16 protein-coding genes and 1 pseudogene are annotated in these 22,768 nt (G+C 69.4%); 11 read left to right on the top strand and 6 right to left on the bottom strand.

Features of this window, described 5'->3' with window-relative positions; genetic code table 11:
• Positions 1 to 85: 85 nt before the first annotated feature.
• The gene (locus tag RHA1_RS25425) at positions 86 to 1,261 is read right to left on the bottom strand and encodes a glycoside hydrolase family 3 N-terminal domain-containing protein (protein ID WP_011597407.1); all 1,176 of its coding nucleotides are present in this window, start codon (positions 1,259 to 1,261) and stop codon (positions 86 to 88) included.
• Between the two features lie 118 nt (positions 1,262 to 1,379).
• Between RHA1_RS25425 and RHA1_RS25420 the strand changes: the two genes are divergently transcribed.
• The 4 genes from RHA1_RS25420 to RHA1_RS53285 all read left to right on the top strand — a co-directional run bounded on the left by RHA1_RS25420 (position 1,380) and on the right by RHA1_RS53285 (position 7,626).
• Positions 1,380 to 1,847: a universal stress protein gene (locus RHA1_RS25420; RefSeq protein ID WP_005243718.1), complete on the top strand. Its 468-nt coding sequence runs from the start codon at positions 1,380 to 1,382 to the stop codon at positions 1,845 to 1,847.
• A 29-nt stretch (positions 1,848 to 1,876) separates the two neighbouring features.
• Entirely contained in the window at positions 1,877 to 2,968 is a 1,092-nt protein-coding gene (locus tag RHA1_RS25415; RefSeq protein ID WP_011597406.1) for an isochorismate synthase, read from the top strand.
• A gap of 127 nt (positions 2,969 to 3,095) precedes the next feature.
• On the top strand, positions 3,096 to 3,269 hold the full coding sequence (locus RHA1_RS46325) for a DUF2613 domain-containing protein (RefSeq protein WP_005258546.1): 174 nt from the start codon (positions 3,096 to 3,098) through the stop codon (positions 3,267 to 3,269).
• Positions 3,270 to 3,315: 46 nt separating this feature from the next.
• On the top strand, positions 3,316 to 7,626 hold the full coding sequence (locus tag RHA1_RS53285; protein ID WP_011597405.1) for an alpha-(1->3)-arabinofuranosyltransferase: 4,311 nt from the start codon (positions 3,316 to 3,318) through the stop codon (positions 7,624 to 7,626).
• Positions 7,627 to 7,649: 23 nt separating this feature from the next.
• Here RHA1_RS53285 and RHA1_RS46320 read toward each other — a convergent pair.
• A pseudogene (locus tag RHA1_RS46320) lies at positions 7,650 to 8,675 on the bottom strand (acyltransferase family protein); the annotation flags it as partial.
• A gap of 241 nt (positions 8,676 to 8,916) precedes the next feature.
• Here RHA1_RS46320 and pgfA point away from each other — a divergent pair.
• A complete protein-coding gene (gene pgfA, locus RHA1_RS25400; RefSeq protein ID WP_011597403.1) occupies positions 8,917 to 10,071 on the top strand; it encodes a cell envelope lipid trafficking protein PgfA in 1,155 nt (384 codons plus the stop codon).
• Between the two features lie 107 nt (positions 10,072 to 10,178).
• Here the strand turns inward: pgfA and RHA1_RS25395 are convergent, their stop codons facing one another.
• Positions 10,179 to 11,378 carry a polysaccharide biosynthesis protein gene (locus RHA1_RS25395; RefSeq protein ID WP_050787521.1) on the bottom strand — a complete coding sequence of 400 codons (1,200 nt, stop codon included), beginning with the start codon at positions 11,376 to 11,378 and terminating at the stop codon, positions 10,179 to 10,181.
• 63 nt (positions 11,379 to 11,441) lie between these two features.
• On the opposite strand from RHA1_RS25395, the gene RHA1_RS25390 reads away from it, so the two are divergent.
• Positions 11,442 to 13,163, top strand: a complete 1,722-nt coding sequence (locus RHA1_RS25390) for an MmpA family trehalose lipid delivery protein (RefSeq protein WP_011597401.1) — start codon at positions 11,442 to 11,444, stop codon at positions 13,161 to 13,163.
• On the opposite strand, the gene RHA1_RS25385 is transcribed toward RHA1_RS25390, so the two are convergent.
• Complete coding sequence (locus RHA1_RS25385; RefSeq protein ID WP_011597400.1) at positions 13,104 to 14,324, bottom strand: glycosyltransferase family 4 protein; 1,221 nt, start codon at positions 14,322 to 14,324, stop codon at positions 13,104 to 13,106. The two genes, RHA1_RS25390 and RHA1_RS25385, sit on opposite strands and share 60 nt — an antisense overlap.
• 173 nt (positions 14,325 to 14,497) lie before the next feature.
• On the opposite strand from RHA1_RS25385, the gene RHA1_RS25380 reads away from it, so the two are divergent.
• The 5 genes from RHA1_RS25380 (at position 14,498) to RHA1_RS25360 (ending at position 20,012) form a co-directional block, all read left to right on the top strand.
• Complete coding sequence (locus RHA1_RS25380) at positions 14,498 to 15,253, top strand: class I SAM-dependent methyltransferase (protein WP_043781169.1); 756 nt, start codon at positions 14,498 to 14,500, stop codon at positions 15,251 to 15,253.
• Positions 15,254 to 15,255: 2 nt separating this feature from the next.
• The gene (locus tag RHA1_RS25375; protein WP_009478214.1) at positions 15,256 to 16,143 is read left to right on the top strand and encodes an ROK family protein; all 888 of its coding nucleotides are present in this window, start codon (positions 15,256 to 15,258) and stop codon (positions 16,141 to 16,143) included.
• 80 nt (positions 16,144 to 16,223) lie between these two features.
• Complete coding sequence (locus RHA1_RS25370; RefSeq protein ID WP_011597398.1) at positions 16,224 to 17,393, top strand: phosphotransferase family protein; 1,170 nt, start codon at positions 16,224 to 16,226, stop codon at positions 17,391 to 17,393.
• Positions 17,390 to 18,535 (top strand): Rv3169 family protein, encoded by a 1,146-nt coding sequence (locus RHA1_RS25365; RefSeq protein WP_011597397.1) that lies wholly within the window; start codon positions 17,390 to 17,392, stop codon positions 18,533 to 18,535. The genes RHA1_RS25370 and RHA1_RS25365 overlap by 4 nt, the downstream gene beginning before the upstream one ends.
• Before the next feature lie 28 nt (positions 18,536 to 18,563).
• A complete protein-coding gene (locus RHA1_RS25360; protein ID WP_011597396.1) occupies positions 18,564 to 20,012 on the top strand; it encodes an aldehyde dehydrogenase in 1,449 nt (482 codons plus the stop codon).
• A 68-nt stretch (positions 20,013 to 20,080) separates the two neighbouring features.
• On the opposite strand, the gene RHA1_RS25355 is transcribed toward RHA1_RS25360, so the two are convergent.
• Together RHA1_RS25355 and RHA1_RS25350 are read right to left on the bottom strand one after the other, a co-directional pair.
• Positions 20,081 to 20,581 carry a hypothetical protein gene (locus tag RHA1_RS25355; protein ID WP_011597395.1) on the bottom strand — a complete coding sequence of 167 codons (501 nt, stop codon included), beginning with the start codon at positions 20,579 to 20,581 and terminating at the stop codon, positions 20,081 to 20,083.
• 151 nt (positions 20,582 to 20,732) lie between these two features.
• Positions 20,733 to 22,562: a phosphoenolpyruvate carboxykinase (GTP) gene (locus tag RHA1_RS25350; RefSeq protein WP_009478209.1), complete on the bottom strand. Its 1,830-nt coding sequence runs from the start codon at positions 22,560 to 22,562 to the stop codon at positions 20,733 to 20,735.
• Positions 22,563 to 22,768: the final 206 nt, after the last annotated feature.

Below are 22,768 nucleotides of genomic sequence, written 5' to 3'. Positions count from 1 at the left end.
CGAACCCGCTATCTTACTCTACGGTAATAAAGCGGGCCCGACCGGCGGACGAGAAGAATACCAGCACCCGGTCGCGGACCGCGCACTAGCAGGCGAGGACGCCCTTGGCCTGCGCGACGGTCAGGACCGCCTCGTCGACACGCTGCTGCGGCAGCTTGCCCGAGGCCACAACGCTTTCGAGGTGATCGAGCACCCGCGGGACGTCGTCGGTGGTGAGCCACAGGGCGACATCGACACCGGATTCCAGCGCGGTCTCGACGGCGACGGTGATGTCGTACCGATCGGTGATCGCCTGCATGCCGCTGAGGTCGTCGGTGAAGATCGGTCCGGTGAACGGCGGCGCCCCGTATCCGGTGCCGCCGCGCAGCAGCGCCACCGCGTCGGGACTGATGCTGGCGGGAACCCCGGGCGCGGTCAGACCCGGCACCTCGAGGTGACCGAGCATGACGCCGACTCCCGTGGACACCAGGTTCCGGAACGGGACGAGGTCCTTCGTCTGCAACTGGTCGAGAGGCGGGGTGGTGACGGCCCCGGTGTGCGAGTCGCCGGACGCCGATCCATGGCCGGGGAAGTGCTTGATGACGGGCAGGATTCCCGCGTCCCGCATTCCGCGCGCGTACGCGTCCGCGTAGCGGGTGACGACGGCGGGATCGTCGGAGTAGGAGCGGTCGCCGATCACGCTGTCGTCGGGCTGACTGCTCACGTCCACGTCGGGGGCGAAGTTCACGGTGACACCGAGGTCCTTCAGTCCACGACCGCGCTCGAGCGCCATCTGGTACGTCTGCTCCTCCGTCATCGTGGCTGCGGTCTGCCGGGCGGACGGATCGGCTCCGAGCAGGTTCTCGACGCGCGACACGCGCCCACCCTCCTCGTCGATCGTCACCATCAGCGGCAGCGACGACGCCGACGCCACCTGGGGAATCTCACGGTTCGCGAGCATGGCCTCGTCGGTCCAGCTTCCGACGAAGATGCCGCCGATCTGCTCGTCACGGACCACCTGAGCCGCATCCGCGGTGCCGGTCACTCCCACGTTCAGCAGCTGAGCGAGCTTGCGCCGCAACGGCAAAGACTGCAGGAACTCCGTCTCGCACGACGCCGGCGCGGCTGCGGGCGCTGCGGTGCCGGTATGCGACGCCGGCTCGACGGAGGACGGCGACGGTGTCGTCGACGACGACTCCGCGACCGTCTCGCCACCACCCGACGAACATCCGGCGACGAGGCCGGTACAGGCAGCGAGCGCGAGTGCATACTTGATCCGCATGGGTTCGACGGTAGCCCAGTTCGCCGTCGGCGCCCCCGCGGCAGGTCCCGAATCGACGACCGCTGCCGCCCGTCTTGGTAATCTGGACACAGAGGAAGCCCGTACTCAGGAGGTCGTAGTGCCCGGTGGTTTGATGTTGATCGCCTACGACGGATCCGACAACGCCAAGCGTGCGGTGGAGTGCGCAGGTCGATTCCTCGCCTCCAATCGCGCTGTGCTGGTGACGGTGTGGGAGCCGATGGTCCGTCAGGCCGCGCGCATGTCGGGCCTGTCCGGTGTGATGCAACCCGAGTGGGTGCCCGACGAGGAGACCGAGGACGTCGCGTTCTCCGACGCCAAGGTCACCAACGAAGAGGGCGTCCAACTCGCCGAGGCCGCCGGACTTGCCACCGAGGGTCGCTGCATCGAATGCACCAGCACGATCTGGACGGCCATCGTCGAGACGTCCGACGAACTCGCGGTCGACATCATCGTCACCGGCACCCGCGGCACCACAGGCCTGCGGTCACTGCTGCAGAGCAGCGTCGCCGACCACGTGTTGCGCCACAGTCACCGCCCGGTGCTGATCGTGCCTCCCGGGAAGTAGTCCGGGCTCCCGACTACTGTCGGGTGACCATGGACGGCTTCCTTCTCTCCCGCGCCGACCGGACGTTGCGTACGTCCGGTGCGCGGCACGGGTACGACACCGCGGCAGCCGCTGTCGCGGCCCTCTCGAACGGTGACACCGAACTGATCGTCGGAGCGCTGCCGTTCGATCCCCAGCGTCCTGCCGCGCTGACCGCCCCGGAATCGTGGGAATTCACGGACGGCCCGTGGCGGCCCGGTGCCGTTCCCGACCTCCCGTCCGTACGCCTCACGCGGGAAATTCCCGACCCCACCGAGCACGTGGCCCGGGTGCGGTCCCTCGTCGACCGACTGCGCGAGGGCGCTCTCGGCAAGGTCGTCGCAGCCCGCAGCGTCACCCTCCGTGCCGACACCCCCATCTCCGCAGAAGCGTTGGCCGCGAGAATGATTCACCAGAATCCCACTGCCAACGGGTTCGCCGTCGACCTCTCCGCGGCCGGCGAGGGGTTCCGCAGCCACAGCCTCGTCGGCGCCAGCCCCGAGGTGCTGCTCAGCCGACGCGGGCGACGCGTCACCTGCCGTCCCCTCGCCGGAACAGCCCCGCGGCGCGCCGATCCGGAGGCCGACGAGAAGGAAGGTCGCGGACTCCTGGAGTCCACGAAGAACCTGGCCGAGCACGCGTTCGTCACGGCCTGGATCAGAGACGTCCTGGCGCCGCTCTGCACCGAGTTGACCGTCCCGGACTCCCCGGTTCTGACGAGCACCCACGAGGTGTGGCATCTCGCGACCCCCATCGAAGGCGTGCTGCGCGACGCGTCGACCAGCGCTTTGAGCCTGGCCACCCGGTTGCACCCGACCCCCGCGGTGTGTGGCACCCCCACCGACCTCGCCCTCGCGACCATCCGGGACGTCGAGGAGGATCGGCGGTTCTACGGCGGCGCCGTCGGGTGGTGCGACGGCGACGGCGACGGCGACTGGGTGGTGGCCATCCGCTGCGCCGAGATCGCCGCGGACGGACTCGAGGCACTGGCGACGGCGGGCGGGGGCATCGTCGCCGAGTCCGACCCTGAGTCCGAACTCGACGAGACGACCACCAAACTGCGCACGCTGCTCCGGGCGCTCGGCGTGCAGCAGGGCCCGTGATCTGCAGAAACGGCGGCCCACGAGCACCAATCGGCAGTTCGGCGGCCCGCGGGTGATACCTTGACCCGAGCAATTCGTACGCGGGAGTAGCCGTGTGCGTCGATGGCACGACGGTGGGAGATGTCTGATGGGGAAGTTCCTTGTGCCCGGTGTGGTCAGCGCCGTGGTCGGTGTCGCTCTCGGCACCGTGGCGACGCTCGGCATCACCGCAGCCGCACAGGACAACACGCGTCCCGAGATCGACCGCAGCGGCAACGCGGATTCCTCGCTCCTGAACCAGGTTGAGTACGGCAGCCGCTGAGAGCGCCGGCTCAACAAGTTCCCGCACTTCCCCCGAGTCGGCGGCCATGTCGTCCATGGCGCCCTCGGCGGAGCCTCTGTCACGGCGGTGGCTGTTCGGCGCCTCTGTCGTAGCGTTTCTTCTCGCGTTTCTCCAAACCCCCGGTCGGCTCGCCGCTGACACCAAGTACGACCTGTCCCAGAATCCGATCGGATTCCTGGAACGGGCCGCGCATCAGTGGAGCAGCCAGGCCCCCATGGGTCAGGTGCAGAACCAGGCCTACGGCTACTTCTTTCCGCACGGCGCGTTCTTCGCGCTCGGCGACGTCCTGAGTGTCCCGCCGTGGATCACCCAGCGGATCTGGTGGGCCCTGCTGCTCGTCGCCGGATTCTGGGGCATCGTCCGTCTCGCCGAGGCGCTCGGCGTCGGCAGCCGCTCGTCCCGGATCATCGCGGGTGTCGCGTTCGCGTTCTCCCCCCGTGTCCTCACGACCCTCGGTTCGATCTCGTCGGAAACCCTCCCGATGATGCTGGCGCCGTGGGTCCTTCTTCCCGTGGTCGGCGCCCTCTCCCAGGTGAGTGACAAAGCGTCCCGGAACACACGGTGGCACTCATCTGCACGGCTGGCGGCCCAGTCGGCGCTCGCCGTCGCGTTGATGGGTGCCGTCAACGCCGTCGCGACCGTCGCCGCGTGCCTCGTCGCAGGTCTGTGGTGGATCGCGCACCGGCCCAACCGTCGGTGGTGGGTGTTCACCGCGTGGTGGTTCCCGTTCCTGGCGCTGGCCACGCTGTGGTGGATCGTGCCGCTGCTGCTGCTCGGCAAGGTGAGCCCACCGTTCCTCGACTACATCGAGTCGTCCGGGGTGACCACGCAGTGGACGTCCCTCGCCGAGATCCTCCGCGGCACCGACAGCTGGACGCCGTTCGTCTCCCCCGAGCGCATCGCAGGCGCGGTCCTCGTCACCCAGCCCGCCGCGGTCGCGGCGACCGGCCTGATCGCCGCCGCCGGGCTCGCCGGACTGTGCATGCGGTCGATGCCGGCCCGCGGCCGCCTCACCCTGATCCTGTTCGTCGGTGTCGCCGGACTTGCGGCCGGATACATCGGCGAACTGGGCTCCCCCTTCGCCGAGCAGGTGCGACTGTTCCTCGACTCCACCGGGGCGCCCCTCCGGAACGTCCACAAACTCGAGCCGCTCGTCCGACTGCCCCTCGTGCTCGGGCTGGCGCACCTGCTGGCGAAGGTGCCGCTGCCCGGGTCCGTGCCGGTCGCGCGGTGGCGCAGCGCGTTCGCGCACCCCGAGCGCGAACCGATGGTCGCGGTGACGAGCCTGGTGCTGGTCGCCCTCACCCTGGCGACGTCGCTGGCGTGGACGGGCAAGCTCGCACCGCGGGGCACATATTCCGAGGTCCCCGACTACTGGCAGCAGGCCGCCTCGTGGCTGGAGGACAACGCCGGCGGCACGAGCCCCGACGGTTCCGACGCGGAGCGGGCGCTCGTGGTGCCCGGCGCACCGTTCGGCAGCCAGCTCTGGGGTCTCACCCGCGACGAACCGATGCAGGCGCTGGCGTCCACGCCGTGGGCGTCCCGCGACGCCGTCCCGCTCACCCCGCCCGGCACCATCCGCGCCATGGACTCGATCCAGCGGCTCATCACGGACGGCCGTCCCTCGGACGGCATGGCGCAGACCCTGCTCGGCCAGGGCATCCACTACCTCGTCCTCCGCAACGACCTCGACCCCGAGACGTCGCGATCGACGCGCCCACTGCTCGCGCACCAGGCCGTCACCGGCTCGCCCGGATTCACGCAGGTCGCGGAGTTCGGCGAGGACATCGGTCCCGGCGACGTCGAAGGCCTGGTGATCGACAGCGACCTACGGCCCCGGTATCCGGCGATCGAGATCTTCGAGGTGTCGATGCCGGACGGTTCGCCGACGACGAGCGGGCCGTACACCGCGAACCTCGACGGCATCCCCCGCGTGCAGGGCGGGCCCGAATCGCTGCAACGCCTGCGGGAGAACGGCGCACTGCCCGGAGCCGGACCGGTGCTGCTGGCCGCGGACGCGACGCGCGCCGGACTGCCGGTCGACGACGTCACCGTCACGGACACGCCCCGGAACCGGGAAACCGACTACGGCCAGGTCGACAATCACAGTTCGGCACTGCGCACCCCGGACGACGCCCGCCGCACGTTCAATCTCGTCCCCGACTATCCGGTGGCGGACACCCCGCTGGTGGAGGGGCAGTGGGAGGGCGCGACGCTGAGCGTGTCGAGTGCGGCGTCCGACGCCACGCAACTCGGCGGCAGCTCCCCCGCCAGCAGCGCCGCCGCGACCGTCGACGGCGACCCGGCGACGGGCTGGTTCAGCAACGGCATCGAGCGGGCGCTGGGCCAGTGGCTCCAGATCGACTTCGACACCCCACTCACGAGTTCTCTGCTGCACATCACGACCAGCCCGGCCGCGATCGGCGCCCCCGTCCGCTGGATGGAGGTGTCGACCCCCAACGGCAGCACGGCCGTGAAGGTGGACGCCCCGGGCAAACCGATCGCCGTGTCCGTTCCCGGCGGTGTCACCCCGTGGGTGCGGATCACCGCGACCCGGACCGAGAATGGTTCCGCGGGAACACAGTTCGGCATCAGCGAGGTGTCGGTCGAGGACTTCTCCCAGCGTGACGCCCCGGTCACCGTGCCGATCCGGTACCGGACCGTGTTGCCTCCCACCCCCGAGGGCGCGTCCGTCTCGGGCTGGGATCTCAGCCAGGAACTCCCCGGCCGCAACTCGTGCGCCGAGTCCCCGGACCGCGTGCGGTGCAGTAACGCCTTCGTCCTGCCGCCCGAGGAGGTCGGCACGTTCGAGAGAACGTTGTCGGTGCCCGAACCCACCGCGGTCACACCGCAGCTCATGCTGCGGGCACGGCACGGCGCACCACTGGAAGAGCTTCTCACCCAGAAGGATTCACCGTCCGCCCACGGGACCAGCAACATCACCGACCTTCGCGGGTCGGCGTTCGCCGCCACCGACAACGATCCGCGCACCAGCTGGTCGGCGAAGCAGGACACCACCACCGGCAAGGGCGCGAAACCGACCCTCACGATCGACCTTCCCGAACCCACGCTGGTCACCGGCCTGCAACTGACGCCCAGCGCGGGCGCCGTGCCCGCCGCCCCCGACCGGGTCGCCGTCGACCTCGGGAACGGACCGCAGGTGCGCGACGTCGACGACGACGGGACCGTGAGGGTCGAACCCCGGGTGACCGACCGGATCGTGCTCAGCCTCGTGTCCTGGAAGAGCACCCTCGATCAGAACGCGCTGGGTTTCGCCCAACTGCAGCCGGCGGGCCTCGCCGAGGTCGGGGTGCTGGGCGAGGACGGCGTCCTGCTGCCCGGTTCGGGTCCGGCCGACGACGCCGGCGCCCGCCCGGTGACGGTGCCCTGCGAGGAGGGGCCGGTCGTGACGATCGGCGGGCAGCCGGTGCGGACGAGCGTCACGGCAACCGTCGGGCAAGTGCTCTCCGGTGGCCCGGTTCCCGCGACCGTCTGTGACACCCCCGGCCCCGTTCCGCTGGGAGCCGGCTCCCAGGACGTGACCGTCGACCCGGGGTCGGCGTTCTTCGTCGACAGTCTCCGCCTCGACGCCGGACCGCAGGCCCAGGCCGTTCCGACCGAGCAGGTGTCGACCACCGCATGGACGGAGAACCACCGGGAACTCACGGTGCCCCGCTCGGACGCCGAACGCGTCGTCGTCGTCCCCGAGAGCACCAACGTCGGCTGGGTGGCCACCGCACCGGACGGCAGCGAACTGACACCGATCGTCGTGGACGGCTGGCAGCAGGGGTGGATCCTGCCCGCGGGAACCGAGGGGACGGTGACCCTGGACTTCCCCACCGACCACTGGTACCGCCTGGGGATCTTCGGCGGTCTGCTGCTGCTGATTCCGCTGATCGCCGCCGCAGTGCGGCCGCGCCGTGCACGCGAGCGCGATCCCGGCCCGGCACCCCGGACCTGGGGCAGCGCTACGGTCGGGTGGCTGGGAATCCTCGCTGCCGCCACCGTGATCGGTGGTCCCGTCGGCGCGGCGACGACGGTAGTGGTGACGCTGCTGGCCGTGACCCTCGTCCGCCTACGCGGAGCCGCCACCACCGCGCGTGTGCTGGTGGGGGTCGCCGGAGCGTCGACGATGCTGGGCATGGCGATGCTCTCCACCGGCCCGTGGCGGGCACCCGGCGGATACGTGGGGCACTCGTTCCTCGTTCAGTTCCCGCTGCTGCTGGCGCTCGTCGCCACCGGGCTGGCCGTGCTGCCACTCGGACGGTCGGCGCTCCTGGCGCGCGCCTCCCAGCGCTTGACGGCGCGGCGGGCGGGTTCCTCCACCAACGCGTAGCTGGCCGACGCGACCGCGACGCTCATCACGGTCGTCAGGAACAGGATGTAGACGAAGTGGCCGGTGAACGGAACGAGCCCGAACACCGGAAAGACGATCGACAGCACCGCGAGGTGCCAGATGAAGATGCCGTACGACCATCGGCCCACGGCGAGAGCGAGCGGACTCGCGAGGTAGCGGTGGGTGGACGTGTCGGACAGCACCAGCGGGGCCATCAGCGCGAAGCTGATGACGGCGCCGAGCGCCATCTTGACGGCGTACTGCCACGGTTCGGGACGCACCAGCCCCTCTGGGCCGGCGAGGTCGGTCGCGGTGAGCGCGAATGCCACTGCGGCGACGAGAAACATCCGGACGCGATGATGCGCCCAGCGGTGCATCCGGCCGGGCGGACTCACCGCCAGCTCGGCGAGCAACATCCCCGCCCCGAACCAGGGCAGGTACCCCGGCAGCCAGTTGTCGTGATGAATGCCACCCGGCGTCGACACCGGCACGAATGCCCACGTCAGACTCACCGCGATCAACGCGAGAATCGCCGGAACCCGCAGCCGCGCAGCCGGACCCCGCAACCGGACCAGCGCGAACGCCAGCAGCGGAAGCACCAGGTAGAAGGCCACCTCCACCGACAGACTCCACATCTGGGTCAAACCGTCGGTGAGCGTGAGGGGCACGAACACCTGCACGAGACCGAGATTCGCCCACCACGTGCGGTAACTCGCGTTCGCGGTGGGCAGGAACGTCAACACCACCGCCACGGCGACCCAGTACGCGGGCAGGATGCGCGTCGCCCGCGAGATCCAGTACCGGACGATTCCCTGGGCGGGGCCCATCCCCCGCGCCGCCCCGGCATGGCTGCGCCACAACAGAAATCCGGACAGGGCGAAGAAGACCGCCACCGCCAGATCGAATCGTCCCCAGATGCGCCCGAGAACGGGCACGTGCGTCGCACCGGTCTGGAACGCGACGTGTGTCACGAGCACCCCCAGCGCCGCGAGACCGCGCATTCCCTCGAGTGCGGGAATGAAACTGCGCGGCGGTGCGGTCGTGCTCATGGTGGTGGCCGAGGTGCTCATCACCAACAGTGTGCCTGGTCCGGGGGCTGTGACGGAAAACTCCGTTCGAGTCACTTCGCTGGCGAACGGCCGATGCGTTTACTATCCGATGGGGCAAATGCGCATTCGAGACTGTTAGTGTTTTGCCTCACGTGGTGTCGATGTGGGCTCCATGCGATCCGTGCAGCCGTGCTGCCGGTGGGGGAATCTCAATCGACAGAATTGGGTTAGGAGAGAAAGCATGGCGGAGCGCTCAGGGCCGAGCCGGATACTTGCTTGCATTCTGGTGGGCCTCGGTGCCTTCCTCTTGGCCGTCGCCATTCTCATTCCCACCTACACGGTGGGCAAATTGGAGAAGACGCCCTTGGACCTCGAAGTGACCACGATCGCCGAAGGTTCCGGCAGCGTGCTCAACTCGCAGGCTCTTCTCGCAGGCAAGGCCGAAGTCAACACGAACGTTCCACTGGTGTCACAGCGCTACGTCACCACCGAAGACCCCGCGGACGCGGACGTCGTCACTCTCCAGGCGGGGCAGACGCTGCGGCGCACCGACAAGCAGGGCGACACCGGACTGCTGTCCGCGATCGTCGACCGCAACACCGTCGACCGCAAGACGTCGATGCCGACCAACGATCCGGTGGGCACCATCCAGACGCAGCCCAACCAGCCTGCCGAGGAAGTTCCGCGCGACGGACTGCAGTACAAGTTCCCGTTCAACTCGGAGAAGCAGAGCTACCCCTACTTCGACCTGAGCGCGCGCGCCACCCAGGACATCAACTTCGTCGAGGAGACGGAGATCAACGGCCTGAAGGTGTACCACTACAACCAGACGATCGATCCGGTCGACCTGTCGAAGGTGGTCAGCTCGCCCACCAACAAGCTGACGCTGCCCGCCGAGGCGTGGGGCGTCCCCGGTGGCACCCTCCCCGTCACGATGACCCGCTGGTACACCAACGTGCGTGACCTGTGGGTCGAGCCCGAGACCGGTGTCGTCGTCAAGGGCCAGGAGCAGCTGCACCAGTACTACGCCCGCAACAAGGACAAGCCGGAGATCGACGTCCTGAAGGTGGAACTGCCGTTCAACGAGCAGACCATCGAATACCAGGTCCAGCAGGCCAAGGACGGCATGGACAAGATCAGCACGTTCGGTCGCACCGTGCCGATCATCGCCGGCATCCTCGGCGTCATCGCCCTGATCGCAGGACTCGTCCTGGGTCTGCGCGGCGGCAAGGGCAGGCAGCCCGCGCACACCGCCGGCGACGACTACCCGCCGAGCGACGGTGGCCGCCACGTCGACCTGGACAAGTCGGAGGCTCCCACCGAGCAGCACGACTGGACCACGGACAAGACGGAAGAGATTCCCGTGCAAGATCCGCGCAGGTACGACGAGCGCTAGAGCTGTAGAGCCGGACGCCACGTAGTCCGGTGCGAAGGGGACCTCGGTAGTGCACCGAGGTCCCCTTCGTCGTTCCCAGGGGGCGGCCCGTGCGGTGTCGCCCGATGTCACATCGGGCGCGGGGCATCACGCCGCGCGCTGCGCACGGCGAGGACGCTGGCAACCAGTGCGGTGCTCGACGCGACCGTCACGGCGACGGCGATGAACTGGCCGATCGTGGACGCGAGGGTCAGCATGCCGGTCATCTCGACGGCGAGGCCGATCCAGGCGATCACGGCGAGGTGTGTCCGCTCCCCCGCGATGGCGGACAGCAGGGCACCCTGCAGGACGGCCAGGCAGGCACCGTGGAGCGCGAACAGCCACAGCAGCGACTGGACGGGCTGGTACGCGTCGCCGACGAGGAGCGGAACGAGGGGGGCGGCCACCGCGACGCCCGCGACGAGTACCGCACCGAGTCCGACGAGGACGGCGAGCGCCGATCGGATCGCCTGGGCGGAGTGCGCGGGATTCGCCATCCGCGGATAGAGCACCACCCCGACTGCCTGCGGCAGCCAGAACGCGGCCTTGGTGGCGACGGCGCCCAGCGCGTACAGGCCGGCGTCGTCGTTGCTGAGCACGATCCGGGCGATCACCAGATCCATCGACGACAACGCGATCAGCGCCAATTGCACCTGCGACGCCTTCAGTACGGCCGCGACACCGATCCGGGTGCTCGACTCCCCGGTGATCGCGGAATCGGCGAACAGGCGCGCACACAGGGCCACCAGCCCCGTGCCGACCGCACTGGCGGCGAGGGCGAGCCCCGGCCCGGCGCCGACGGCCAGCACCACGACCGCGGGAACGACCTTCGCGACACCGGCTGCCGCGAGGACGACGCTGAGCGGACCGAACCGTGCCGCGCCCTGCAGCAGTCCCTGTTCGGTGGCGAGCAGGACCAGGACGGGCGCCGTGATGAGCGCCGAGAACGTGGCGAGCATGCCGGTGTCGAGGGCCCACGACACGAGGGGTGCGAGCAGCATCGCCGCGACCGCGACGATCACCGCGCAGCGGTACCCCAGCAGGCGGACCGCGTGGGCTCCCTTGCCCCGGACCACCTCGCGGGCGACGACGGTCTGCAGCGCGAGGGCGGGGACGGCGAGGACGAGTTGAGCCGCGAGCAGGCTCGCGAACTCCCCGTAGCCGGCCGGGCCGAGCCAGCGGCTCGCCGGCAGATGCAGCAGGTAGGACGCGGTGTTCGCGATCATCGAGCCCGCCGTCACCATCGTCACGCCGGCGACCGCCGAGCTGGTGAGGGTCTGGCGTGGCATGCGCCCCATGATGCACTACGTGCCGTGCGAGCCGGGTCGATGCACCACGTATCGTGACGGCCCATGACCGCCCGGCGCCGAGCACCGTTCGTCGCGCCGGTCTACAGCCTCCTTCTGGCATTGCTGATCCTCGGGCCGCTGCTCGGTCCGGGCTATCTGCTGTTGCGGGACGCGGTCAGCACTCCCCGCTCGTACCTCACCGACTCGGCGCTCGGCCTCACGGACGCCGCCGCGCGGGCCGTGCCGCAGGACGCTCTGCTCGCGACGCTGAGCGTCGTGGTCGACGGCGGCGTGGTGGTGAAGGCGATTCTGCTGCTGGCGCTGTGGGCGGCGGGCTGGGGCGCGGCGCGGATGGTCCGCACCGTGCTGCCGACGACGGGGCTCGGACCGCAGCTGGTGGCCGCGACGGTGACGGTGTGGAACCCGTACGTCGCCGAGCGACTGCTGCAGGGCCACTGGAGCCTGCTGACCGGGTACGCGGCGCTGCCGTGGACGGTGTGCGCGGCGGTCACGATTCGACGGGGTCACCGCCGGGGATGGTTCGCCCTGGTGGCCTGCCTCGCCGCGGCCGGTCTGACACCCACCGGGGCGTTGCTCGCCGCGGTGACGGCGGTGGCCGTCCTCGCGCTCCCGGGCGGACGATCGGCCGCGTGGCTCCGGGTGACGGGCGCGCTGGGCTCGTTCGTCGTCGCGAGTGCGCCGTGGCTGGCGGCCACGGCACTGGCCGGCGGCGGCGGGGACGGCTCCGATCCCGCGGGGGTCGCGGCGTTCGCGGCGCGGGCCGAGCCGGGGCTGGCGACGCTGGGCAGTCTCGCCGGACTCGGCGGCGTGTGGAACGAGACCGCCGTCCCGGACACCCGGACCACACCGTTCGCTCTCGTCGGAACGCTTCTGTTGCTCGGGGTCGTCCTGTGCGGACTCCCGGCGCTGTGGCGGCGGCGACGGCATCCCGTGGTGGCCGCACTGTCGGCGCTCGCGCTGGTGGCGGTGCTGCTGCCCACACTCGGCGCGACCGCGTGGGGACTCGACGCCGGCCGCTGGCTGGTGCAGAACGTCCCCGGCGCGGGATTGCTCCGGGACGCGCAGAAGTGGGTGGCGCTCGCGGCGCCGATGTATGCGCTCGCCGCCGCGGTCGCGGTGCTGCGACGCCCCGGCACGTGGTCCGTCTCGGCCGTCCTGGTCGTGCTGCTCGCCCTCCCCGACCTCGCGTGGGGCGTCGGGGGCGCGCTGCGCCCGGTCCACTATCCGCCGTCGTGGCAGCAGGTAGCCGCCGAGATGGAGCACGAGTCGGACAACGGGGACGTCGCCGTGCTGCCCACCGGCATGTTCCGCAAGTTCTCCTACAGCGGTGCCGCTCCCGTCTTGGACCCCGCCCCGAGGATGCTGCCGGACGACGTGCTGCAGACGGGCGAACTGGTGGTGGCGGGTGGCACGGTGGAAGGCGAGGGGTCCCGGGCGCAGCAGGTGGAACGGGTGCTGCTCACCGGCGGTTCCGCCGCCGAACTCGCGTCGCTGGGCGTCCGGTGGGTCCTGGTCGAGCGCGACACGCCCGGGCCGCGCGGCGAATCCGCGACCACCCTGGCCGGTCTGGAGCGACAGTTCTCGGACGGGCATCTGGAGCTGTATCGCGTCGGCGGCGACGTCGCGCGGCACGAGGCGTCCGACCGGGTGCGTGCGACGGTGGTCGCGGCCCACGTGCTGTGGGCGCTGCTGCTGGCCGGCGGTCTACTCGGCGCGTGCGTGCTCGAGGCCCGGACGCGCCAGCGCCGGCGACACCAGCCCTGACGTCCGCAGGCCCGCGGCCGTGGCCGCCAGCACCTCGTGGACGCCGTTACCGGTGTGCTTCCAGGAGAACTCACCCGCGCGAACCCGCGCCTTCTCACCGAGAACCATGCGCGTCTCGGGGTCGAGCAGGAGGGCGTTGACGGCCGCGGTCAGTTCGCCGACGTCGGCCGTCGCCGCTTCCGCATTGCCGACCAGCACACCGGTCACGCCGTCGACGATCGAATCCGTCAGCCCCTTGGAACTGCGGTAACCGATGGTCGGGACCCCGTGCTGGGCGGCCTCGATGACGGCCAGACCCCAGCCCTCCTTGCGGGACGGCATGACATGCACCCAGGACTGCGACAGCAACTGGTGTTTACGGGTTTCGTCGACGTGCCCGTGGAACGTGACGGCGTCGCCGATGCCCAGTTCGTGCGCGCGGTCCCGGAGATTCTGCTCCCACCAGCCGCCACCGATGACGTCGAGGTGCACATCGGAGATAGTCGGACGCAACGACGCTACGGCCTCGAGGGCGTCCTCGATCTGCTTGTGCGGCACCAGCCGGGACAGGACGCACACGCTGGGGTGCGCGGTCCGGGTGTCGGCGCCGCCGATGTCCACGCCGGCAGGAATGTCGTCGGCGCCGTTGCGTACCACCGCGATCCGTTCGCGCTCGACGCCGAGTTCGACGAGTTCGTCGGCGGACGGCAGCGACACGGTGAGGTACTGGTCGTCCCGGTGGGTGCGCGGCGACAACCGTGATTCCACCCACCAGCCGATCTTGCCCATCAACCGGCCCGCCACGGGCCACTGCTCGCGATGACAGTGATGCACGAGAAGCGTCACGGGTGCACCGGCGACGACGCGGGAGAAGAACGGGATGCCGTTCTGGGTGTCGATGACGGCGTCGGGCCGAATGCCGCGCAGCGGTCCGAACCCGAGCCGGCCCGCGGCGATCGCGGCGAGGGCGCGAGGGTAGACGCTGTACCGCCCGCCCGCCCGGCTGATCTCGATGCCGTCGACGGTCTCCTTCTTGGGGGCGCCGCGGTAACCGGCGGTGCGGAGGGTGACCTTGATTCCCCGCGCCGCGAGCTGGGCGCCGACCTCCTCGAGGTACCGCTCACTGCCGCCACCCTGCGGGTGACCGGTGTCGCGCCAGCAGAGCAGCAGAACCTCTCGCACGTTCATATACTCCTGTGGTCGGTGCGGTACATGTGGTCTCGGGGCGGGCGTTCCGCGCTGTAGTCCCCGAACACCCTATCGGTCGTGTTCGACCGGATGTTGCAGCCACCGCGAACGGATTGCGGCCCCGGCGGCCGCACTCGCTAAGGTTCAGTCTCGTGACGACGCCTCCCGTGACCCGGCGATTCGGTCGACGGGCAACCCTGAAGCGGTCGTTCGGCCTGCTCAGCGACTTCCGGCACGAACAGACCGCACCCGACCTGTTCTACGGAGCCCTCGCCCGCGACTCCGTCGAACTGATCGGCGACCTGTACGGCGGCCTCACCGAATCGGATCTCACCGGGACGACGGTCCTGGACGTCGGCGGCGGGCCCGGTTACTTCGCGGACGTGTTCCAGCAGGCCGGCGCCCGGTACATCCCGGTCGAGCCGGATCCGTCCGAGATGCATGCCGCGGGCCTCGCCGTGGGCGGCGCGGTGCGCGGGTCGGGGTTGGCGCTGCCGTTCCGGACGTCGTCGGTGGACGTCTGCTTCTCCTCGAACGTCGCCGAGCACGTCGGTGAACCGTGGGCAATGGCGGACGAGATGGTTCGGGTGACGAAACCCGGCGGCCTGATCGTGCTGTCGTACACGTTGTGGTGGGGCCCGTTCGGCGGCCACGAGACCGGGCCGTGGCATGCACTGGGCGGCGAGTACGCGGCCCGTCGCTACCTGCGCAAGAACGGCCGCGAACCCAAGAACCGCTACGGCGTCTCCCTGTTCAAAGTGGGTGCGGCCGAAGGGCTTCGATGGGCCCGGCGCGCCCCCGACGCGGATTTCCTGGCGGCCTTCCCCCGGTACCATCCGCGCTGGGCGTGGTGGATGGTGCGCGTCCCCGGACTGCGGGAGTTCCTGGTGAGCAACCTCGTGCTCGTGATGCGGAAGCACTGACCGTGGTCGCGCTGGCTCTCGACATCGGCGGCACCAAGATCGCCGCCGGGATCGTCGACGCGGACGGCACGGTGCCGCATCCGGCGACCACCCCCACGCCGGCGACCGGAGTCGCGGACGCGTGCGCCGCGCTGCTGCGGGAGGTTGCGGGAGCGGCGACGATCACGTCGGTCGGCATCGCCTGCGCCGGACCGGTCGACACGGTCTCCGGCACCGCGTCACCCATCAACATCGACGAGTGGTCGGGCGGCTTCGGCCTGGTCGGCTTGGTGCAGGAACTTTTTCCCGGCGTCCCCGCGAGGCTGGCGATGGACGGCGCCGCCGCCGCTCTCGGCGAGCATCACCGCGGTGCCGGGCGCGGCGTCCCCGACCTGCTGAGTCTGGTGGTGTCCACCGGCATCGGCGGCGGAGTGGTCCTCGGCGGCCGCATCGCCACCGGCCGGACCGGCAACGCCGGACACATCGGTCACCTGGTGGTCCCCGGCGGAACCGAGCCGTGCACGTGCGGCGGGGTGGGGTGCCTGGAGACGGTGGCGAGCGGACCCTCGTCCGTGCGCTGGGCCCGATCGCGGGGATGGCGCGGGACGACGGGCGTCGAATTGGCGAGGGCCGCCGCGGACGGGAACGACGTCGCCGTGGCCGCCCTCGACCGCGCGGGGACCGCACTGGGGCAGGCCATCGCGTCCGCGGCAGCCCTCCTCGACGTCGACCTCGCGGTGATCGGTGGCGGATTCGCGCAGGCCGGGCCCGCGTTGTGGGACCCGATGCGCAGGGCCGCCGCCCGCCACGCCCGGCTGTCGTTCGTCGCGGATCTGCGGGTGGTCCCGGCGGAACTCGGCGCCGCCGGAACCCTCGTCGGGGCGGGAGTCCTGGCCGTCGACGAGGGCTGACGCAGCGGGATCTCCTCACCTGTTCCGAAATTCTGTAACGTGTTCTAGTGTTCAGGGTCACACCACGTTCAGGAGAGGAGGTGACCGTGAGCACGAGCACTGCCCGATCCGCCGACGACTCCGATCACTCGTCCGAAGTCGCTCGGCCCACTGACTCCCGCCGCGATCCGGAGGTGCTGCGAGAGGCACTGCAACGCTGGCTCGCCGCCCAATTGCCCCCCGACGCCGCACCCGAGGTCACGCACGTCCATCTCCCCGACGCCAACGGCATGTCGAGCGAGACGATCCTGTTCGACGCCACCTGGTCCGGCGAGGTTCATCCGCTGGTCGCGCGGGTCGCGCCTGCCGACACGACGATGCCCGTCTTCCCGGAGTACGACCTCGACGGACAGTTCCAGGTCATGGCGCAGGTCCGGGAGCACTCCGCCGTCCCGGTCCCGGTCGTCTACTGGTCCGAATCCGATCCCGGTCCGCTGGGCGCCCCGTTCTTCGTCATGGCCCGCGTCTCCGGGCAGGTCCCGCCGGACGTGATGCCCTACAACTTCGGGTCGTGGGTGACGGAGGCGACCGAGGAGCAGCGCGCCCTGCTGCAGCACAGTGCGGTGAATGTGCTTGCGCAGCTGCACGACATCGACCGGCCCTGGGAGCGGTTCGCGTTCCTGCAACTGCCCGGCTCCGGCCCCACCGTCACCGAGGCGCTCGCCGCGCACATCCGGCAGCAACGCGACTACTACGAGTGGACGACGCTGTCCGGCCCCCGGTCCCCGCTGATCGAACGCGGCTTCGCATGGATGGAGGACAACCTCCCGGACGACCCTTCCCCCGCCGTCTTCTGCTGGGGCGACGCCCGCATCGGCAACATGATGTTCGAGGACTTCCGGCCCGTGGCCGTACTCGACTGGGAGATGGCCACACTCGGGCCCCGCGAACTCGACCTGGGCTGGATGACGTATCTGCACCGGTTCTTCGAGGACATCGCCGCGTCAGCCGGACTCGACGGGATGCCGGACTTCCTGCGCCTCGACGACCTCGCCGCCCTGTACGAGGAGCTGACGGGTCACACGCCCCGCGATCTCGAGTACTACACCGCCTACGCGGCGCTGCGGCAGGCCACCATCATGCTGCGGATCCAGGAGCGCGCCATCCACTTCGGGCAGGCCGTCGCTCCGGAGGACCCGGACGACATGATCATGCACCGCGCGTCGCTCGAGGCAATGCTCGACGGCACGTACTGGGAGAAGATCCGATGACCGCCGACTACGCGGGAAACCCGCTCTCCCCGATGGACGACTACCCCATCCATCAGGTGGCCGAACCCATCCGGCGTGTCGCCACGTCCGATCGCAACTTCTACGACCGCTACTACTTCAACTGCTACCCCTCGGCCGAGTCCGACCTCTTCCTCATCATCGGTCTCGGGCAGTACCCCAATCTCGGCGTGACGGACGCGTTCGCGGTGCTCCGCCGCGGCGACGACCACATCGTCGTCCGCGGGTCGGCCGCGCTGGGTCACGACCGCGCCGTCAGCACCGTCGGGCCGTTCCGCGTCGAGGTCCTCGAGGGTCTGCAACGCTTGCGGGTGGTGCTCGAGCCCGGCGACTACGACCTGTCCTTCGACCTCACCTTCGACGGCGCGATCCCCGCGACGCTGGAGCCCCGCCACTTCCGCAGGCAACTCGAGCGCGTCACGTTCGACACGAGTCGCTTCGTCCAGACCGGCTCCTGGGCAGGCGAACTCACGATCGACGGGCAGAGCCGCCCCGTCACCCCCGACACCTGGCGCGGCAACCGCGACCGGTCATGGGGAGTGCGCCCGGTCGGCGAGTCCGAGCCGCCCGGGCGACGCGCGGTCGACGGGATCCAGAACTTCTTCTGGATCTACTCGGTGATGCAGTTCGACGACTATTCCGTCTCGGTCGTCCTGCAGGAGGACGAACTCGGCAGGCGCATTGTCGAGGAAGCCGTCCGCATCTGGCCGGACGCCGACCGCGAACCCGAATGGCTGGGCCGACCCGAACACGAGCTGAAGTTCGAACCGGGGACGCGAGACGTCACGTCGGCGTCGCTGAGTTTCCACCGCCCGACCGGCGAGGTCGTCACCGTCACCTGCGACCTCCTGGTACCCAACTACATCGGTATCGGCACGGGGTACGGCCTCGAAGCCGATTGGCGTCACGGAATGTGGCAGGGCGAACTCGTGGTGCAGGGACTGCGCAAACGAGCGTCCGAGATCGAACCGGGACTCCGGATGTTCTGCCCCGTCGACAATCTCACCCGTTTCCGACTCGAGGACGGCGGCGGGACCGTCGTCGGGACAGGGCTGTTCGAGGTCGCGGCGATCGGCCCACACGCACGATACGGATTCGACAGTTTCACCGACACCGCCTCCTGACCGGGGGGACGACACGAGGAATGGACTCATGACCGACTACGACAAGCTGTACATCGGCGGCAAGTGGGTGGCCCCGGCCACCGATCAGGTGCTCGAAGTGTTCTCCCCGGCAACCGAGGAACGCGTCGGCAGCTGTCCCGTCGCGTCGCCGGCCGACATCGACGACGCCGTCGCCACGGCCAGGCGCGCATTCGACGAAGGCCCGTGGCCGCAGACCACTCCTGCCGAGCGCGGCGAGATCCTCGCGAAGGCGGCGAAACTCATCGAGGAGCGCGGCGACGCCCTCAACGCGCTGATCTCGTCCGAGATGGGTCAGCCGCCCGCGATGGTCGGGATGATGCAGCAGACACCGTCGCTCGCGACCCTCAACTTCTACGCCGGTCTCGCAAACGAGTTCGAGTGGGAGCAGACCCGCACCGGCGCGTTCGGACAGACCAAGGTGCTGCGGGAACCCGTCGGCGTCGTGGCCGCGGTCCTCGCCTGGAACGTGCCACTGTTTCTCGCCGTCAACAAGCTGTCCCCGGCGCTGCTCGCCGGCTGCACCGTCCTGCTCAAGCCGGCACCCGAATCCCCGCTCTCCACACACCTTCTCGCCGAGATCTTCGCCGAGGCGGGGGTCCCCGAGGGTGTCATCTCCGTCCTGCCCGGCGGCGCCGAGACCGGCGAATACCTGGTGTCGCATCCCGGCATCGACAAGATCACGTTCACCGGCAGCAGTCCCGTCGGCCGCAAGATCGGCGCCATCGCCGCACAGAACCTCAAGCGCTGTTCCCTCGAACTGGGCGGCAAGTCGGCGGCCATCATCCTCGAGGACGCCGACCTCGCGGCCACGATGCCGATGCTGGTGATGTCCGGGCTCATGAACACCGGGCAGGCATGCGTCGCGCAGACCCGGATCCTCGCCCCGCGCTCCCGTTACGACGAGGTGCTGGACGCCCTGGTGGCGGGTGCCGGATTCATGACCGTCGGAGATCCGTCCGACCCCGCCGCGCAACTCGGACCCCTGATCTCCGAGAAGCAGCGCGACCGCGTCGAGGGCTACATCGCCAAGGGCAAGGAACAGGGCGCCCGCGTGGTGCTCGGCGGCGGCCGTCCGGAAGGCCTCGACAAGGGCTGGTACGTCGAGCCGACGATCTTCGCGGACGTCGACAACTCGATGACGATCGCCCGCGAGGAGATCTTCGGACCCGTCCTGTCCGTGATCCCCTACGACTCCGAGGACGAGGCGATCAAGATCGCCAACGACTCCGACTACGGACTCGCCGGCTCGGTGTACACCACCGACATCGATCACGGTCTCGCCGTCGCGAAGCAGATCCGCACCGGCACCTACGCCATCAATTGGTACGCATTCGACCCCGGCTCACCGTTCGGCGGCTACAAGGCCTCCGGCATCGGTCGTGAGAACGGACCGGAAGGGCTCGAAGCGTTCTGCGAGACCAAGTCCGTCCTCATGCCGCCCGGCTACACGGGGTAGGCGGCTTCGCCGCCCGTGAGTGGTTGACGAGTCCAGGGACTCCTCGACCACTCACGGGCGCGCAGCGCCTAACTGCCGAACTGGACCCCGCCCAGCGGACCGCCGACGAGGACGATCTGCGGCAGCGTGGTCTGGGGGTTGGCGACCGTGGTCAGCGACAGGCATTCGGCGATGACCGCGTATGCGCCGTCCGGAAGTTCCGGTGTGGTGAACGTCTTGACCGCGTTGCCTGCGGCGTTCGCGACGACGCGCTCGATCGGGTTGGTGGCCCATGCGACGAATCCCGGTTCGAGGACGACGGTGGGATCGGCGAGTACGGCGGGCAACTTGGTGGCGTCGAATGCCACGGCACCGCAGGACTGGGCGTCCAGCAGATTCAACACGTTGGGGTTGGTGACGGTGATGTCGAGGGTGTTTCCGTCGACCGCGGTCACCACGGTGGGAGGCTGGACTTCCGTCGCTGCGGAAGCGGTCGCCGGCATGGTCATGGCTACGGTGGCGGCGGCTGCGGCAGCGAGTGCGGCACCTCCGGCGAGTCGTTTCATGCCCCTACTGGTCCCTGTCTGCATCTGCAATCCTTTCGTCGGGTGCAAGCTTCGAGAATCGAGGCTTTACAAACCGAATGGTATGCGTTTACTGCAGACTTCTCCCCTGAAACGACGAATGTCACAGTGGTTCAGTCGGACTGAACCACTGTGACATTCGGTCACCGGGGAGGGACTAGCTCAGGCGCTGCTTCAGGGCCTCGAACTCGTCACGGATGCCGGAGGGAACCTTCTCGCCGAGGAACTCGAACCATTCCTCGATGAGCGGCAGCTCCTGCTTCCACTCGTCGACGTCGACCTTCAGCGCCTCGTCGACGTCGTCGGCGTCCACGTCCAGGCCGCCGAGCTCCAGATCGGCTGCGGTCGGAACGAATCCGATCGGGGTGGACTCGGCGCCGGCCTTGTGCTCGATACGGTCGACGATCCACTTCAGCACGCGGGAGTTCTCACCGAAACCGGGCCACAGGAAACGGCCGTCGTCGCCGCGACGGAACCAGTTGACGTAGAAGATCTTCGGCAGCTTCTCGGAATCCGCGTGCTTGCCGAGGTTGATCCAGTGGTTCAGGTAGTCGCCGGCGTTGTAGCCGATGAACGGGATCATGGCCATCGGGTCGCGGCGGACGGTGCCCACGGCACCCTCGGCGGCAGCGGTCTGCTCGGACGACAGCGTCGCACCGAGGAACGTGCCGTGCTGCCAGTCGAAGGACTCGCTGACCAGCGGAACCGTGGTCTTACGGCGTCCACCGAACAGGATCGCGGAGATCGGAACACCCTGCGGGTCGTCCCACTCCGGCGCGAGGATCGGGCACTGCGACATCGGGGTGCAGTAGCGCGAGTTGGGGTGCGCGGCCTTCTCCCCCGACTCGGGCGTCCACTCGTTGCCCTTCCAGTCGGTGAGGTGCTGCGGGTCGCCCTCGAGACCCTCCCACCAGACGTCGCCGTCGTCGGTCTGCGCGACGTTCGTGTACAGCGAGTTGCCGGCCTCGAGCGTCTTCATCGCGTTCGGGTTCGACCCGTAGTTCGTGCCCGGCGCGACGCCGAAGAAGCCGTACTCCGGGTTGACGGCGTACAGGCGGCCGTCCTCACCGAAGCGCATCCACGCGATGTCGTCGCCGAGGGTCTCGGCGCGCCATCCGGGGATGGTCGGCTGGATCATCGCGAGGTTGGTCTTGCCGCAGGCGCTCGGGAACGCGGCCGCGATGTAGTACGGCTTGTCCTCCGGAGAGATCAGCTTGAGGATCAGCATGTGCTCGGCCAGCCAGCCCTCGTCGTGGGCCATGGCCGACGCGATGCGCAGCGAGTAGCACTTCTTACCGAGCAGCGCGTTTCCGCCGTAGCCGGACCCGTAGCTCCAGATCTCGCGATCCTCGGGGAAGTGGGTGATGTACTTGGTGTCGTTGCACGGCCACGGGACGTCGGCCTGGCCCTCTTCGAGAGGAGCGCCGACCGAGTGCAGCGCCTTCACGAACGGCTTGTCGGTGCCGAGCTTCTCCATCGCGGCGGTACCCATGCGCGTCATGATGCGCATCGACACGACGACGTACTCGGAGTCGGTGATCTCGACACCCAGCTTCGGGTCGTCGGCACCGAGGGGACCCATGCAGAACGGCACCACGTACATGGTGCGTCCGCGCATGCTGCCGCGGTAGAGGTCGGTCATGAGCGACCGCATCTCGGTCGGGTCCATCCAGTTGTTGGTGGGCCCGGCGTCGATCTCCTCACGCGAGCAGATGTAGGTGCGGGACTCGACGCGTGCGACGTCCGACGGATCGGAGTTGCCGACGAACGAATTCGGCTTCTTCTCGTCGTTGAGTCGCGTGAACGTACCGGCCTCGACGAGCTGCTCGGTCAGTCGATCCCATTCGGCGTCCGAGCCGTCGGCGAAGACGACGCGGTCGGGCTGAGTGAGTTCGGCAACCTCTCGAACCCAGGCGAGCAGCTCACTGTGCTCCGTGGGGGGCGTGCCGTCAGTTCCGTTCAGACCGGGAATGGTCGCTGAGGTCATCAAACTCTCCTGGGGTGAGCCGGAACCGGACCATCTGCCGTCCGCTGAGAGAACCTCGCAGCGAGTGCCAGACGGTCCGATTTCCCCTCTCGGCGGGGTCCAGCCAGGCCGTCCATGCCACATGGAAGACGCGGGCGCCGGGTGTCCTATCCCTAGAGGTTAACGCCGCGAGTCCCATCTCGGGGAATCGGGTGCGGTTGGAATGG

It is taken from the genome of Rhodococcus jostii RHA1 (assembly GCF_000014565.1).
Classification (GTDB): domain Bacteria; phylum Actinomycetota; class Actinomycetes; order Mycobacteriales; family Mycobacteriaceae; genus Rhodococcus_F; species Rhodococcus_F jostii_A.
Note: the sequence above shows the minus strand (reverse complement) of the source record. Positions and strands in the feature narration are given on the sequence as shown.

Excerpts from the sequence above, each read along its gene's own strand:
- RHA1_RS46325 (WP_005258546.1), top strand. The coding sequence starts at position 3,096 with ATGGGGAAGTTCCTTGTGCCCGGTGTGGTCAGCGCCGTGGTCGGTGTC.
- RHA1_RS25395 (WP_050787521.1), bottom strand. The coding sequence starts at position 11,378 with ATGCCACGCCAGACCCTCACCAGCTCGGCGGTCGCCGGCGTGACGATG.
- RHA1_RS25390 (WP_011597401.1), top strand. The coding sequence starts at position 11,442 with ATGACCGCCCGGCGCCGAGCACCGTTCGTCGCGCCGGTCTACAGCCTC.
- RHA1_RS25425 (WP_011597407.1), bottom strand. The coding sequence starts at position 1,261 with ATGCGGATCAAGTATGCACTCGCGCTCGCTGCCTGTACCGGCCTCGTC.
- RHA1_RS53285 (WP_011597405.1), top strand. The coding sequence starts at position 3,316 with ATGTCGTCCATGGCGCCCTCGGCGGAGCCTCTGTCACGGCGGTGGCTG.
- RHA1_RS25415 (WP_011597406.1), top strand. The coding sequence starts at position 1,877 with ATGGACGGCTTCCTTCTCTCCCGCGCCGACCGGACGTTGCGTACGTCC.
- RHA1_RS25350 (WP_009478209.1), bottom strand. The coding sequence starts at position 22,562 with ATGACCTCAGCGACCATTCCCGGTCTGAACGGAACTGACGGCACGCCC.
- RHA1_RS25355 (WP_011597395.1), bottom strand. The coding sequence starts at position 20,581 with ATGCAGACAGGGACCAGTAGGGGCATGAAACGACTCGCCGGAGGTGCC.
- RHA1_RS25360 (WP_011597396.1), top strand. The coding sequence starts at position 18,564 with ATGACCGACTACGACAAGCTGTACATCGGCGGCAAGTGGGTGGCCCCG.
- pgfA (WP_011597403.1), top strand. The coding sequence starts at position 8,917 with ATGGCGGAGCGCTCAGGGCCGAGCCGGATACTTGCTTGCATTCTGGTG.
- RHA1_RS25365 (WP_011597397.1), top strand. The coding sequence starts at position 17,390 with ATGACCGCCGACTACGCGGGAAACCCGCTCTCCCCGATGGACGACTAC.